At 69.1% G+C, this 12,807-nt stretch carries 15 protein-coding genes; 5 read left to right on the forward strand and 10 right to left on the reverse strand.

The features are described from left to right. The first annotated feature begins 264 nt into the window (after positions 1–264). A complete protein-coding gene (locus ACWFRB_RS12845; RefSeq protein ID WP_452641435.1) occupies positions 265–1,431 on the forward strand; it encodes a serine hydrolase domain-containing protein in 1,167 nt (388 codons plus the stop codon). A gap of 77 nt (positions 1,432–1,508) precedes the next feature. On the opposite strand, the gene ACWFRB_RS12850 is transcribed toward ACWFRB_RS12845, so the two are convergent. Next, positions 1,509–2,669, reverse strand: coding sequence for a hypothetical protein (locus ACWFRB_RS12850; RefSeq protein ID WP_452641437.1), 1,161 nt, complete (start codon positions 2,667–2,669; stop codon positions 1,509–1,511). Beyond that, complete coding sequence (locus ACWFRB_RS12855; protein ID WP_452641438.1) at positions 2,669–3,619, reverse strand: metal-dependent hydrolase; 951 nt, start codon at positions 3,617–3,619, stop codon at positions 2,669–2,671. Before ACWFRB_RS12855 ends, ACWFRB_RS12850 begins: the two co-directional genes overlap by 1 nt. 163 nt (positions 3,620–3,782) lie before the next feature. Between ACWFRB_RS12855 and ACWFRB_RS12860 the strand changes: the two genes are divergently transcribed. Both ACWFRB_RS12860 and ACWFRB_RS12865 read left to right on the forward strand, forming a co-directional pair. Continuing rightward, complete coding sequence (locus tag ACWFRB_RS12860; RefSeq protein ID WP_452641439.1) at positions 3,783–4,403, forward strand: TetR/AcrR family transcriptional regulator; 621 nt, start codon at positions 3,783–3,785, stop codon at positions 4,401–4,403. A 79-nt stretch (positions 4,404–4,482) separates the two neighbouring features. Further along, positions 4,483–4,668 carry a hypothetical protein gene (locus ACWFRB_RS12865; protein ID WP_452641441.1) on the forward strand — a complete coding sequence of 62 codons (186 nt, stop codon included), beginning with the start codon at positions 4,483–4,485 and terminating at the stop codon, positions 4,666–4,668. Positions 4,669–4,734: 66 nt separating this feature from the next. On the opposite strand, the gene ACWFRB_RS12870 is transcribed toward ACWFRB_RS12865, so the two are convergent. From ACWFRB_RS12870 to ACWFRB_RS12885, 4 genes are read right to left on the reverse strand one after another with little or no spacing between them, the layout of a single operon-like run. Further along, complete coding sequence (locus ACWFRB_RS12870) at positions 4,735–5,610, reverse strand: alpha/beta fold hydrolase (protein WP_452641443.1); 876 nt, start codon at positions 5,608–5,610, stop codon at positions 4,735–4,737. A 30-nt stretch (positions 5,611–5,640) separates the two neighbouring features. Then, complete coding sequence (locus ACWFRB_RS12875; protein ID WP_452641444.1) at positions 5,641–6,450, reverse strand: SGNH/GDSL hydrolase family protein; 810 nt, start codon at positions 6,448–6,450, stop codon at positions 5,641–5,643. After that, complete coding sequence (locus ACWFRB_RS12880) at positions 6,447–7,247, reverse strand: hypothetical protein (protein ID WP_452641447.1); 801 nt, start codon at positions 7,245–7,247, stop codon at positions 6,447–6,449. The genes ACWFRB_RS12875 and ACWFRB_RS12880 overlap by 4 nt, the downstream gene beginning before the upstream one ends. Continuing rightward, on the reverse strand, positions 7,244–8,017 hold the full coding sequence (locus ACWFRB_RS12885; protein WP_452641449.1) for an SDR family NAD(P)-dependent oxidoreductase: 774 nt from the start codon (positions 8,015–8,017) through the stop codon (positions 7,244–7,246). The genes ACWFRB_RS12880 and ACWFRB_RS12885 overlap by 4 nt, the downstream gene beginning before the upstream one ends. Positions 8,018–8,067: 50 nt before the next feature. Here ACWFRB_RS12885 and ACWFRB_RS12890 point away from each other — a divergent pair, with 50 nt between their 5' ends. Then, the gene (locus tag ACWFRB_RS12890) at positions 8,068–8,556 is read left to right on the forward strand and encodes a MarR family winged helix-turn-helix transcriptional regulator (RefSeq protein ID WP_452641451.1); all 489 of its coding nucleotides are present in this window, start codon (positions 8,068–8,070) and stop codon (positions 8,554–8,556) included. Positions 8,557–8,629: 73 nt separating this feature from the next. On the opposite strand, the gene ACWFRB_RS12895 is transcribed toward ACWFRB_RS12890, so the two are convergent. Together ACWFRB_RS12895 and ACWFRB_RS12900 are read right to left on the reverse strand one after the other, a co-directional pair. Beyond that, positions 8,630–9,262 (reverse strand): NAD(P)-dependent oxidoreductase, encoded by a 633-nt coding sequence (locus ACWFRB_RS12895; RefSeq protein WP_452641453.1) that lies wholly within the window; start codon positions 9,260–9,262, stop codon positions 8,630–8,632. Positions 9,263–9,375: 113 nt separating this feature from the next. Continuing rightward, positions 9,376–10,095: a DUF4386 domain-containing protein gene (locus tag ACWFRB_RS12900; RefSeq protein WP_452641455.1), complete on the reverse strand. Its 720-nt coding sequence runs from the start codon at positions 10,093–10,095 to the stop codon at positions 9,376–9,378. Positions 10,096–10,212: 117 nt separating this feature from the next. On the opposite strand from ACWFRB_RS12900, the gene ACWFRB_RS12905 reads away from it, so the two are divergent. Next, positions 10,213–10,905, forward strand: coding sequence for a TetR/AcrR family transcriptional regulator (locus ACWFRB_RS12905; protein WP_452641457.1), 693 nt, complete (start codon positions 10,213–10,215; stop codon positions 10,903–10,905). Positions 10,906–10,934: 29 nt separating this feature from the next. Here ACWFRB_RS12905 and ACWFRB_RS12910 read toward each other — a convergent pair whose 3' ends face one another. Both ACWFRB_RS12910 and ACWFRB_RS12915 read right to left on the reverse strand, forming a co-directional pair. After that, complete coding sequence (locus tag ACWFRB_RS12910; protein WP_452641459.1) at positions 10,935–11,705, reverse strand: IclR family transcriptional regulator; 771 nt, start codon at positions 11,703–11,705, stop codon at positions 10,935–10,937. A 513-nt stretch (positions 11,706–12,218) separates the two neighbouring features. Further along, positions 12,219–12,764: a hypothetical protein gene (locus ACWFRB_RS12915; protein ID WP_452641461.1), complete on the reverse strand. Its 546-nt coding sequence runs from the start codon at positions 12,762–12,764 to the stop codon at positions 12,219–12,221. Positions 12,765–12,807: the final 43 nt, after the last annotated feature.

A 12,807-nucleotide genomic window follows, 5' to 3' on the forward strand; every position in this document is an offset into this window, starting at 1 on the left:
ACCGAGCCCGCTACCCGAAACGGCGCGGGCTCGGTGGCGGGGCATCCGTGCAGGTGCCGCTGAGCAGATTCCTGTGGTTCCTCGCGCGCTGACCGGCCGGCCCCGGAACGCCAGGGGGTACAGCCCGCTATACCCCCGGAGGCTCCAGACCGGTCCACCAGAAAGACGGTGGTCAGCACCATGGGAAGCGCACTCCTACGTCAATACTCTTCTCGTCGTACGGATCTCATCGCGAGATCCGATCGACCAGGAGGCCAAGTGCCGATGACCGCCCCTCGACTTCGCGCCGTGCTCGCCGTGACCACCGCCGCCGCCCTCGCGTTGGGGGCCATTGCCTGCGGGGACACCGCACAGTCCGACCCGTCGCCCGACGCCGCGCTCCAGCAGAAGCTCGACGCCGTCACCGCACGCGGGATACCCGGCGCGCAGCTGGTGATCACCGAACCCGGCCGCGACACACGCGTCCTGCGCGCGGGGACGGGGAACACCGCCACCGGCGAGCCCATCCCCGACGATGCGCGGGCCCGGATCGGCAGCAACACAAAGGCGTTCGTGGCGACCACGGTCATGCAGCTCGTCGACGAGGGACGGGTCGACCCGGACGCAAGCGTCGAGCACTACCTACCCGGGATCGTGACGGACAACGGGAACGACGGCAGCCGGGTCACCATCCGCGATCTCCTGCAGCACACCAGCGGACTGACGGACTACCTCGCACCCGGCGGCGCGAAGCCGGAGGACGTCAAGCCCGGACAGCTGCAGATCGCGACGAGCGCGGAACCCGTGGGGCACTACACGCCCGCCGAGCTCGTGACGATCGCGATGTCCCTGCCGCCAGGCCCGGCCGCCAAGGACGAGGCCGTCTACTCGAACACCAACTACGTCTTGCTCGGGATGCTCATCGAGAAGGTGACGGGCCACCCCGCCGCGGAGGAGATCACTACGCGCATCATCGATCCGCTCGAGCTGAAAGACACCTACTTCCCGGGTTCAGGAGAGACACAGATCCGCGGACCGCACGCGCGTGGATATCACCGGATCGGCGAGCAGCAGGTGGACGTCACCGAGGGCGACGTGTCGTGGGCGGATACCGCAGGCGCCATGGTCGCGACCGGCGCCGATCTCAACACGTTCTTCGCGGCACTGCTTCGTGGCGACCTCGTCTCGCAGGACGGGCTCGCCGAGATGAAGCACACCGTGTCGTTCGACCGTGGCCCGAAGGACCAGTACGGCCTCGGGCTCGTCCGCGTGAACAGCTCCTGCGGGAAGGAGATCTGGGGCCACGGCGGGGGCATCCCCGGGTTCGCCACCTCCGGCGGCGTGGACACCGACGGCCGCGCGGTCACTCTCACCCTCAATCACATCCCGATGAGCGAGAACTCGGTCGACGCGGCGCAGCAGGTCGTCGACGCCGCGATGTGCGCGGCCTGACCGAGAACGGCCAGGGAAACGGCTCGAGGCCCGTCACACGCGACGGGCCTCGAGTCGTGTCTGCGCATCACACGGTCCTAGGCCGGCTGCGTCACCGCGCTCTCGCCGGACACCGGATCTCCTCCGTCCGCCGACCGGCCCCGCGGCACGGTGAAGGTGGCGGCCACGCACGCGATCGCGACGACAAAGCACGCGATGGTGTACCAGAGGTTCCCGACCGGATCGCCGTTCGTGGTGAACCCGTCGACGGCGCCGAAGAAGGCGGGTAGCGCGGAGATCCACAACACCGCCATCACGGCCAGATACACGATGGCGTACCACTGAGCGAAGCCGTCCCGGTACCCGGGCGCATCCGACGGCTCCTGCCGCAGGTGCGACCACTGCCGCACCAGGACCACGACCGCGACGACCGAGAGCACGGCCAACTCCGCGGCGTAGAGGACCCCGCGGACCGTGTCGCTCCCCATGCCGAAGACCGTCGCCGGGAGCGGGAGCACGAACACCCCGACCGAGGCGGTGAGACCGATGACGACGGTGCGCCAAACCAACTGAAGGCCGGAGAAGTGCCTGCCCGCATCGACGTGCCTGCCGACGAAGAACTGGACGCACAGCGCCAACGACATCGGCCACAGCGCCGCGAACACCACGACGCTCGGCAGCGGAACCGAATCGAAGAAGGGCAGGTTGACCTTGTTGTCGAGCGTCCACTCCCACCAGCGCAGCTGCGGTCCGAGCTGGTCGAAGATCTCGTAGAACGCGTGGTGCACGAAGCCCACGCACACCGCGCCGAGAAGCACGCCGTACTTTCGGAACACGCCGAGCATCCGGACGATCTCGAACGCGATGGTGGCCATCAACGGGTAGATCGCGACGATGTACAGAGGCAGGCGACCCCACAGGAAGTCCACGGTGAACACGTTGTGCGCGAACATCGTTCCCAGGTAGTCCTCGGTGCCGAACGTGGCCGGGAAGTAGATCGGCGGCTCGATCACGAACAGGAACGCGGTGGCTCCGAACCACAGCACCAGGTTGGTGGGATCACCGTGCCGACGCAGCCGCAGAATCGCGTAGACGAGCGCGAGCACCGCCCCGAGGACGATGGTGAACTCGAGAACCGGCAGGGTCCAGTTCTCGAGTGCGAACGGGTTGCGGACCTCGACCAGCCCACCGGCCTCCTCGCACGAGAAGCCAAGGCGGGTCGCGAGATCCGAGAAGGTGGGCGAACAGTGGTCCGACATCAGTTCGCCCCCGCGGAGACCGGCTCGGCCTCGGGCTTCTGCGAGCCCGCGGTGTACCAGCGGGTGCAGTCGTAGCCGGCGTCGTAACGGGTGAACCACTCGTCGGCGAGGACGGGCAGTTTCTCGTGTTCGGGCTTGTGCCCTGGCATCTGGCTGCGGACGGCGCCGGACAGGGCGGCGAGCTGCTCACCGATCGGCAGGCCGTCGAACGCACGCGGCATCGGCCCCTTGGTCAGGTACGGCGCGAAGGCGGTGAGCACCTTCTGCTTGGCCCGGTGCCGGGCGAACATCGACATCGAGTCGACCTTCCGCTCGGACAGCGGAACGTGCTGGTTGAAGCCGGCACACGCAATCCGGATCGACTTCATCACGTGCGCGAAAATCGACGCGGCCATCCGCATCCGGTAGAGCTCGTTGCCGACGACGGAGTTGTAGATGATCAACGCCGAACTCCGGTGCTCGACCTCCTCGACGAAGTGCCAGAGGAACAGGGACGCGACCCGGTCGTCGCCGGGCCGGAACAGGGTGGCCTCGTTGTCGAGCATCAGCTTGAACACCGGAGTGAACGTGGCCTCCAGGTCGGCGGTGTACGCCAGCCTGTAGTTGATCGAGGTCCGCTCGGTGAGGAGGTCGAACTCGCCGGTCACGGCGTCGAGGGTGTTCTGCAGGCCGGGGTACCGCCGGATCAGCGCGTTCACGTGCTGGCGGTGGGCGGTGGAGTGGTGGCCCTCCTGGCGCATGAACGCGACTGCCTCCGCCGCGACCTCCGGATCGGTGATCAGCGGCTTCGCCTGCAGGATCAGCTTGACGATCATCTTCTCGAAGCCGATCGCCAGGAACGAGACCGCGTTGGACATGCTCGACCACGCCGGGTTGTCCGGGTTCCACAGGAAGGGGACGTCCTCGTCCTCGAACCCGAAGTCCATCTTCCTGGGTTTCAGATCTGTCATGCGCGATTCCTCGTTTCCGTTAGCCGCCGGCGATCCCCCGTCAGGGCAGGTGGGGTCGCATTCGCAGCGATCATACAAATAATCGAAGTTGTGTATGATCGCTTTGGTCGAATCCACCGCTGTTCGTGCCGCGGCCGGATGCGGTGCTGGTACCGTCCGCTCGGTGGCACGCAGACGTGGATGGGGTGGCCGGCCGCCGGTCGACGACGAGGAGGCCGCGCGCCGCATCGTCGAGGCAGCGGTCGAGGTGATCTCGCGCACCGGGTCGGCGATCAGCATCGCCGATGTCGCGGAGTCGCTCGGCGTGATCCGCCAAACCGTGTACCGCTACTTCCCCAGCGCCGAGGCCCTCATGCGGGCCGCAGCCATCGCCTCCGTCGACGGTTTCCTCGACCGGTTGACACAGCATGTGCACGGTCTGAAGGATCCCGCCGAGGCGATGACCGAGGGCGTGATCTACACGCTGGACGAGGTACACCGCATTCCTCATCTGGGCATCATGCTCTCGGGCTCGCATACGAATGTCGGCGCCTACGGGCTCACATCGGACGAGGCGCGCGCCTTCGGCATGACGATGATCCGACGCTTCGACGTCGACTGGGAGGGATACGGATACGACGAGGAATCGCTCCGTGAACTCGTCGAGTACGCCCTGCGGACGATGCAGTCGTTCTTCATCTCGCCCAGCAATCCGCCCCGCGGCGAGGAGGAGCTGCGGGGCTACCTGCGGCGCTGGATGGGAACGGCCATCAGCGCCCAGACACGTTCGCCCGCAGGCAGTTAGGCAACATACGCAAGGTGTATCCGACAGGGGGGGTTTGGCGGCGATGGTCAGTTTCTTCACCAGACATGAAGATCTGTTCGTGGCGGAAAAGTTTGCGGTGAGTCACTGGACGCCGACCCAGGTGGGCGGTCACGCCGTGTGCGGCCTGCTCGCCCGGAGTCTCGAAACGCACTGTCCCGCAGGGTTCGTCCCGGCCCGGATGACCGTGGACCTGTTCAGGCCGGTCCTCAACAACGGCCGCAGGCAGATCGACTTCGCCCGGTAGATCACGCGGTGGCCGGGACCGCGTCACGTGCGGCGGTGAGGCCGCGCGGTCGCGAGTTGACCGGCCTCACCGCCGGGCGAGGAACTCCAGGATGCGGGCGTTGACCACCGCCGGCTGCTCGAGCTGGAGGAAGTGTCCCGCGCCCGCGATCAGGTGGACCTCGCTGCCCGCCGGGAGGCTCGGCCCCGTCAGTGCGGCGAGCCGCGGATCGAGACAGCCGTCGTCTTCGCCGTGGAGGTACAGCATCGGGATCCGCGGCGACCGCATCTCGGCTCCGGCCCAGTGCCGGTAGCGCGCGGGCAGACGAGGATATGGCCGGACCACATTCCGGTAGTAGCCGAACACGGCCCGGCGGTGCGTTCCATCGGGGATCGCGTCCAGCACGGCAGGCAGGTCCTCGCTCGCGTCGTACCCGGGCGACCAGTCGGCCCACAACCGACGGACGAGCGGTTCCGCGACGCGTTCCGGCAGGACCGGGAGCTGGTTGAACAGGAGGTACCAACTGTTGCGCAGCTGCCGCGGGAGCACGCGGAGCACGGCAGGCGTCCGCAGGGCCGCGAACGGGGGGACCGACAGCGCAGCCACGGCGACGAAGGGGTTGTCGGCATGGGCGGCCAGTGCATTCGCGGTGACTGCTCCCCAGTCGTGTCCGACCAGCACGGCGTCGGACCCGCCGCCGAGCCGGGCGTGGATGGCGACGGCGTCGTCCATCAGGGCCGCGATGTGGCCGCTGCCGTCCCGCGGCACCCCCGAGGGGGCGTAGCCGCGGGTGAACGGTGCGACCACCCGCCAACCCTCGTCGGCCAGTGCCGGTCCCAGATGCCGCCAGGTGTGCGCGGTGTCCGGGAAGCCGTGCAGCAGTATCGCCAACCGACCGGTTGCGGGCCCCCAGGTCAGGGCCCGCAACCGGACCTCATCGAGGTCGAGGGTGATCTCACGCATGCGGACCATCCTGACCCATCCACTACCCCGTCACCGGGTCAATGCCTCCAAGACCAGGCCCGCGACCGCCGCCTGGGTCGCGGCCTGGGGATGGACCCCGTCCTCGAGCAACGATTCGGGTCCCGTGACGGCCGGGCTCGTATCGATCACCAGGTCCCTGTCCCCCGCGATCCGGCGGACCGCACCGGCGGTGTGTCGAACGTCGTCGTTGGACCAGTGCAGCCCGGCGCCACCGAAGAACGGGAACGCGACGACTGCCGCCTCGTCGACCGGCGGCGGGGTCAGCCAGATCCACTGCGCCGCATCGCCGGACGCTCGCTCGCGAAGCAGCCTCAGGTTCCGCTCGGTCTCGGCCTCGCTGACGATCCGCGGACCGTCGACACCGCACCGCTGGATATCGTTGCCGCCCAACAGGACGAACACCCGATCGGCCGGCCACCGGCGGATCCCGGCCAGTCCGGCCAGCGTCCCCGTGGTGGTTGCCCCCGACACCGCGAGGTTGGTCAGCTCCAACCCCAGGTCGGGCCGGTGCCGATCGATCAGCGTGCGCAGCACCTCGAACCAGGACAGCCGGTCGGCGGTGGTGCTCTCGCCGATCGCCACGATGCGCTCGCCCGCGGCGAACGGCAGGCGACGCAACCGATCCGCCACCCCCGCGTCAGCGGCAAGCCGGTCCACGGCCTCGTCCCGCCGGCGGTCGAGATCGGCCAGCGCGGCCTCGTATCCACCCAGGTCGGTGCCGAACACCGCCGCCTCGGTGGCCCGGTCCGGCCGCGCCCATGGCAGCGCCCTGTCCGGCCGCTGAAACCGCACCAGCTTGGCCAACATCGGATTGCTCATCGTGAACTCCCTTGATTTGCAGTGGTTTCGCCACGCCGGGCCCGCCGACGCGGCAGCAAGAAGGCGGCCGACACGATCCAGGCGAAGGCCGGGAACCGGGCGATCGGCAGCAGGACCGACAGGCCGGGCAACGCGACGGACAGCGTCGCGACCATCGCCACCGCCGCAATCACCAGGCCCGCCCAGGCGTGCCAGCCGGGCAGCAACCGGGCCAGCAGCCCGGGCACGGCGATGCCCGCCACGAGCAGGCCCAGCGGCACGACGAACCCGGCCCCGCCGGTGATGAAGGCCAGGTCGTGCAGCAGCCGGATCAGTTCGTCGTGCGCCAGGATCTCCGGCCGGGTCATCGCCCAGCTGAAGCCTGCCGACATCGCCAGCGACACCGCGGCCAGGACGCCGCCCGCGAAACCGATCCGCGGCCCGGGCGCCTGTACGCCGAGCCGGCCCAGCCGAACCGATACGACCGCGGCGAAAACGGCCAGCGGCAGCGAGGCGGCGAACTGCAGCAGGCTCGCCACCAGCACCTGGTTCGAGTGGTCCCGGAAGTAGCCGACGATCTCCTCCCCCTGCGCGAACGGTGAGGGGTAGACGGCCCCTCCGCCCAGCACGATCGGTAGCACCAGCGAGGCCATGAACAGGGCGACGGCGGCGATCGCCACCGGCGGCAACGGCGGCCCGTCCTGCCGCCGCCTCCCGGGCGCCGGGCCCGGCGCCCGGTCGAGCGTCTGTATTCCGCCCGACGATCCGCTCGGTCGCGGGCCGACGGCACTCCTCGTGTCACTCGCGTTCTCGTTCACAGCGTCATCCCTCCGGTGATGTCGATGGTGTTCCCGGTGATCCATCCCGCCGCGTCCGAGACGAGAAACGCGACGGTCTCGGCGATGTCGGCGGGTTGACCGATGCGGCGCAGCGGCACGTACCCGGCGATGGCAGCCAGCTGCGCGGCGGGCATTCGATGCCGCAGTGTGTCGGTCTCCACGATGGACGGCGCCACACAGTTGACCCGAATACCGTTGCCTGCGTATTCCTTTGCCAGGTGCTCGGTCAGCATGACCACACCAGCCTTGGCTGCGGCGTAGGCAGCGTTGGCCTGCGACGCCCTGCGTCCGGCGCTCGAGGCGACGGTGACGATCCGCCCGTCGCCGCGCTCGACCATTCCCGGCAGGACGGCCCGCAGGGTGAGGAACGTCGAGGTCAGGTCGAGGTCGACGACCTCCCGCCAGCGCTGCACGCTCATCGCGGCCGACGGTTCCGGCGCGCCCGCGCCGCCCGCCAGCGGGACCGCGATGTCGATCGGTCCGAGGTCCGCGGACACCCGTTTGGTCAGCTCCGCCAGGTGCTCGGGGTCGCGCACGTCGCCGAGGTGAGCGGTGGCCCTGCCGCCGGACTCGCGGATCTGCTGGACCAGTGCGGTCAGCCGATTCTCGGTTCGACCGTGCACTGCCACCGCCGCGCCGCGGTCGGCGAGGGCGCGACCGACCGCCGCCCCGATCGAACCGGACGCGCCGGTCACCAACGCCACCCGACCGGTGAGGTCGGCTCCGTCGAACTTATTGATTCCAGTCATGCAATCATTCATAGCACAGAATCATTCCGAGTCAATGGTATGGTTCGGCCATGGCCACCGACCCCGCGGCGCAGCCGTTCCGACCGCCCGCGCAGCGGGTGAGCTTCCTGTTGTCCCAGCTCGGCATGTACGCCACCGCCCGATTCGCGGAGCGACTGTCCGCACTGGAGCTGCAGCCCAGCGACGTCGGCCTGCTGCGACTGATCGCGACCGATCCCGGAATGAGCCAACAGGCACTGGCGTCCAAGCTCGGCGTGGTGCCGAGTCGGGTGGTGGCGCTGGTCGACGGACTGCAGGCCAAGGGGCTGGTGGAGCGTCAACGCAGCGCCCGGGATCGTCGCAACTACGAACTGCATCTGTCGGTGGGCGGCCGCGCGGTGATGGCACAGATGCGCGAGATCGGCGAGGCACACGAGGCCGACCTGGTCGAGGCGCTGTCGGCCGAGGAGCGACACACCCTCGGCGAGTTGCTGGCGAAGGTGGCGGGCAGCCACGGCATCGAGCCGGACGTGCACCCCGGCTACCGCAGCCAGCCCTGACGGGCCGACATCGACTTCACGAGCTCGCGCCGCGCGACGGTAGGCGTCGCGCGGCGCAGGGTCGACGATTCGGTCAGGCCGAGACCTCGACCGTCCCCCGCCAGGTCGCGGGGTCGTCCAGGATCCGCACCGCGTAGTCGGCCAGGGCGGCGCGGCTGATCGACCGCGGCTCGTCCAGGTGCCGGTTCACGGCCGCCCTGGCCTCGCCCGTCGCGGCGGCATCGGTCAGCATCGGCGGCCGAATGATCGTCCACCGCACGTCCTGCGCCGCGACGAACTCCTCCATCCGGGCCATGTCCGCGTATCCGTGCCGGAACCGAGGCTGGATCACCAGCCGGGTCACCATGCGCTGGGCCCACGGGGTGCCTGGCGCGATCCCCAGGCCCGCCGAGGACAGGCAGACGAGCCGCCGCTCCGGCCCGCCGGCGAGCGCCGCCAACAGGTTCGCGGTCCCCTGCGAGTAGACGGTGGTCGGATGCTTGCGATCCGTGCTGCCCAGGCAGGACAGGACTGCCCGACAGTCGCCGACCTCCGAGCGCCACTGCCCGCCCTGCAGCACGTCGCCCCCGATCACCCGCAGTCCCGGCCGGGCGGCCACCGCCTCCGGCCGGCGGGCGACCGCCACCACCCGATGCCCGGCTTCGAGTGCCCGCTCCAACGCCAACTGCCCCGTGCCGCCGGTCACCCCGGCCATCAACAGGTCCATAGCAACTCCGATCACCATCGTAAATGATTCACTCAACTGAACCATAAACTAGCCCCTCGCGCACGCGATCGAATCGGACCGGGGGCAACCCGTAGTCAGATCGGGCGCGGGACTCACGCCATGGACGACTCGGGACGCAGGTCGCCCGAGGCAACAACGCCGTCGCCGACGGGAATCGACTTGAAGCCCTTCGCAATCAGGTAGACGGCGAAGCTGACCTCCCACGCGAACACCGGCAGTGCGGAGATCGCGTGGGCGGCAGGGCCGTAGAGCCCGAACAGCACGGCAATCGCGGAGGCGGTGACGAGCGGTCCACCGACGAGTCCGAGCAACGCGATGGGCCGGGGCGCCAGGTCGGACCGGTACACCAGGTAGGCCAGCAGCAGGCTGTTCACCCCCAGCGCCACGCTGGGACCGAGCAGAAACGTCCAGTCGTGAATGGCGACCAGTGACTGCCCCACCGCGACGAGCGCACCCTCATCCGCGCCCGAGGCCGCGCCGTCCTGCCGCAGCGTCACCAGCGCCAGCACGCTGACGATGCCGACGGCGATGATGGCGGCCTCGAGGAAGCGACCGGCGACGTGACCGAGGGCGAGACCCTCGCCCTGCCTGCGGATCACCGGGTACAGCGCGACGGCGGTGCCGATGATGGCCACGATCAGTATGAGCTCACAGAATGCGCCGAGCAGCACCCGGCCGTCGGCACCGGCGCCGCCGACATAGCCGGGATCCGAGAGCGCGGGCTGATAGAGGGCCAGCCCGGCGATCGCCGAGACCTCGGTGATCAGGAACAACACCCCGGCGGCCACTGCGGTCCTTCTTGTTGAGGTCATTGCGCCACTCCCTAGACATCCAGAGGTGTACTACGTACACCATTGGACGGAACGCTAAGGTGTACGAAGTACACCTGTCAACCGTTGGCGGGTGACTGAGGTGAGAGGACGGAGCCGATGGCGCGCAGCAAGGCCGAGACCCGCCGCACGCCCCTGAACCGAGATCGCGTGCTGGCCACCGCCATCGCCCTGGCCGACGCGGACGGGATCGAGGCGGTGAACATGCGCCGGCTGTCGCAGGAGCTGGGTGTGGTCCCGATGGCGCTCTACAAGCACGTGGCCAACAAGGACGAGCTCCTCGACGCCATGGTGGACACCGTTGTGGCCGAGATCGACGCCCCGGACCCAAACCTCCCGTGGCGAAACGCGATCCGGTCCCGCATCCTGTCCGCCCGCGCGATGCTGCATCGGCACCCGTGGGCGCGACGCGTGATGGAATCGAGGACCGCCCCGACGCCGGCGGTGCTGGCCTACATGGATTCCACCATCGCGACGTTCAGCGCAGGCGGCCTTTCCATCGATCTCACCCATCACGTGATGCACGCATTGGGGAGCCGCATCTTCGGGTTCACTCAAGAGCTCTACGACGACCCAACGAGCACCGATCAGGAGATCCCGTCGGCCGCGGCCGCGCAGCTGGCCGGGACCTACCCACACATCGCAGCCGTCGCCGCCAGCCGCCCGCACGACGAGGCCTCGGTGGTAGGCACGGGCTGCGACGACCAGTTCGAGTTCGAGTTCACCCTGGACCTCCTGCTCGACGGTGTCGAGCGGCTGCACCGAAAGGGCTGGAACTCCAGCGGCCGCTGATCACCTCCGGCCGCCGGTCGACCGGCCTGCTAGCCGAGGGCATCCCTGATCCGCCGCACTGCCACCGCGAGGGCGGGGATGAGCGACTGCAGCCGCACCGGGTCGACATGACCCCGGAGCGAAACGCAGGCCATTGACTCCGGGCCACCATGGCCGTCCCGAACAGCCACGCTGACCGCCGACTCGCGGTGCTCGCGGTGTCCGAACATCAGCGACACGCCGTTTCGGCGACGAATCGTGAAGAGCTCCTCGTGCAGCGCCCCGAGATCGACACCATGGTCGCTCCGCCCGCCATAGAGCGCATCGACCTTCTCGATCGGCAGTGTCGCGAGCACCGCCCTGCCCTCCGGAGTCTGATGCGCAGGCGCGCGCCCACCGACCCGGGTGCGGATCGCGGGCGCGCAACGTCCGCCCACCTTGTCCAGATACACGACGTCCGTTCCCTCCAGCACGGCGAGATGGGCGATGAGCTTGGTCGACATATTGAGATCGTGGAGGTGCGGAGCGGCCGCCGCTCGCAGATCGTCCCGCCCGCCTGTACCGCCCAACGCGAGCGCCCGGCAGCCGAGCCGATAGAGCCGACCCGTGCGCGTGAGCCAGTGCAACTGGGCCAGCTGCTCCAGGATGCGGTGGGTGGTCGACCGGGGCAGGCTCGTCCTGGCCACGACATCCTCTGCACGCAGGTGCGACGACGGGCCCTCGAACGCGCCGAGAATCAAAGTCAAACGCGCGGCGTACGACGGGTCGCCGCTGCTGGTCCCAGCAGGTGGCCGCATACCGGCGAGATCTTCGGTTTGCATGGGGCTCCAATCCGGGTGGCGGCACCCATTCTGTCAAACGCCCGGACAACCGGCCATCCACCCCAAAAGTGGAACGCGCCAAGCGAAAAGGTCTCCCGGTCACCGGGACGGGACCTTGCCGGGGCCCCTTCCGGGTGAATCGAAGGGGATCGGCGAATGGCAACGAGGCCCTCGCCCATCCCGACCACCCGTCCGGGGTCGGACCAGGGTCTTCTCACTCATCGAGAGCTTTCGCGATCACGGAGAGGCACTAGGTGTGAGATGGGCGCATCTCACCCCGAGCAGCCTTCACTCCCGGCGCGATGCTGACCGGACGGCGCGCCGTCGTCACGGGCGGTGCCGCCGGCATCGGCGCGGTCGCGGCAACACGCTGGCATACGAGGTGGCCCCGGAGGTCACTGCCCGGCTCGGCTACGCACGCGACGACTGCGCTCGAGCGGTCGAGGATCTCGTCCGGGCGGTGCGAGCCGCATCTCGCTGATCGCTCGCGGCGAGCCGTCGAGCAGGGTCTCGTCAGTGACCCCACACCAGCGTCTCGCCGCTCACGCGAACACTTCCGAAGAACCGCCGCTCGGCATCCGCACCGCCGCGGTGGTAGCCGTCCATGATGCCGGCCAGCTCGTCGGCGAGCGCCCGCAGCGCCGGGCTGACGGTCTCGATACCGTCCTCGGACACCCACCCCCAAACCCGGGGGACGTCATCGATCGTGATGACCACGCCTGCATCGTGCGGCGTCTCGACGAGGTAGGTGATCCCGGGAGGAGCATCGCGGATCGGATCGTGCACGGCCGGCTGCCCCGGCACGGTGGCCGTCGCAAAGGCCACTCTCGCGAACGCGATGTCGTCGCGGATCGCGTCCGCGATGTGCGAGAGACCCGCATGCCGGCCGACTCGATCGTGCCGCGCACCGTCGGCGCGGTCACCGGGGCCGTTCCCGACGGACTTCTTCAGGATCCGATCGAGCATCCGCTGCGCGGCGGCCCGTTCGCCGTCGCCGATGCGTGGGTGCTCGATCAACGTGCGCAGACGCGTGATTCGAAAGCTTGGGTTTTCGGCCACCCACCCAGGCTAACCAGCTCAGGCGCCGACGGTGAGGCCGATG

This window comes from Rhodococcus sp. NPDC055112 (assembly GCF_053607505.1).

What these genes read in the sequence shown, in the direction of transcription:
- ACWFRB_RS12845 (WP_452641435.1), top strand. Translation starts at nt 265, where the DNA reads ATGACCGCCCCTCGACTTCGCGCCGTGCTCGCCGTGACCACCGCCGCC.
- ACWFRB_RS12850 (WP_452641437.1), bottom strand. Translation starts at nt 2,669, where the DNA reads ATGTCGGACCACTGTTCGCCCACCTTCTCGGATCTCGCGACCCGCCTT.
- ACWFRB_RS12855 (WP_452641438.1), bottom strand. Translation starts at nt 3,619, where the DNA reads ATGACAGATCTGAAACCCAGGAAGATGGACTTCGGGTTCGAGGACGAG.
- ACWFRB_RS12870 (WP_452641443.1), bottom strand. Translation starts at nt 5,610, where the DNA reads ATGCGTGAGATCACCCTCGACCTCGATGAGGTCCGGTTGCGGGCCCTG.
- ACWFRB_RS12875 (WP_452641444.1), bottom strand. Translation starts at nt 6,450, where the DNA reads ATGAGCAATCCGATGTTGGCCAAGCTGGTGCGGTTTCAGCGGCCGGAC.
- ACWFRB_RS12885 (WP_452641449.1), bottom strand. Translation starts at nt 8,017, where the DNA reads ATGACTGGAATCAATAAGTTCGACGGAGCCGACCTCACCGGTCGGGTG.
- ACWFRB_RS12890 (WP_452641451.1), top strand. Translation starts at nt 8,068, where the DNA reads ATGGCCACCGACCCCGCGGCGCAGCCGTTCCGACCGCCCGCGCAGCGG.
- ACWFRB_RS12895 (WP_452641453.1), bottom strand. Translation starts at nt 9,262, where the DNA reads ATGGACCTGTTGATGGCCGGGGTGACCGGCGGCACGGGGCAGTTGGCG.
- ACWFRB_RS12900 (WP_452641455.1), bottom strand. Translation starts at nt 10,095, where the DNA reads ATGACCTCAACAAGAAGGACCGCAGTGGCCGCCGGGGTGTTGTTCCTG.
- ACWFRB_RS12905 (WP_452641457.1), top strand. Translation starts at nt 10,213, where the DNA reads ATGGCGCGCAGCAAGGCCGAGACCCGCCGCACGCCCCTGAACCGAGAT.
- ACWFRB_RS12910 (WP_452641459.1), bottom strand. Translation starts at nt 11,705, where the DNA reads ATGCAAACCGAAGATCTCGCCGGTATGCGGCCACCTGCTGGGACCAGC.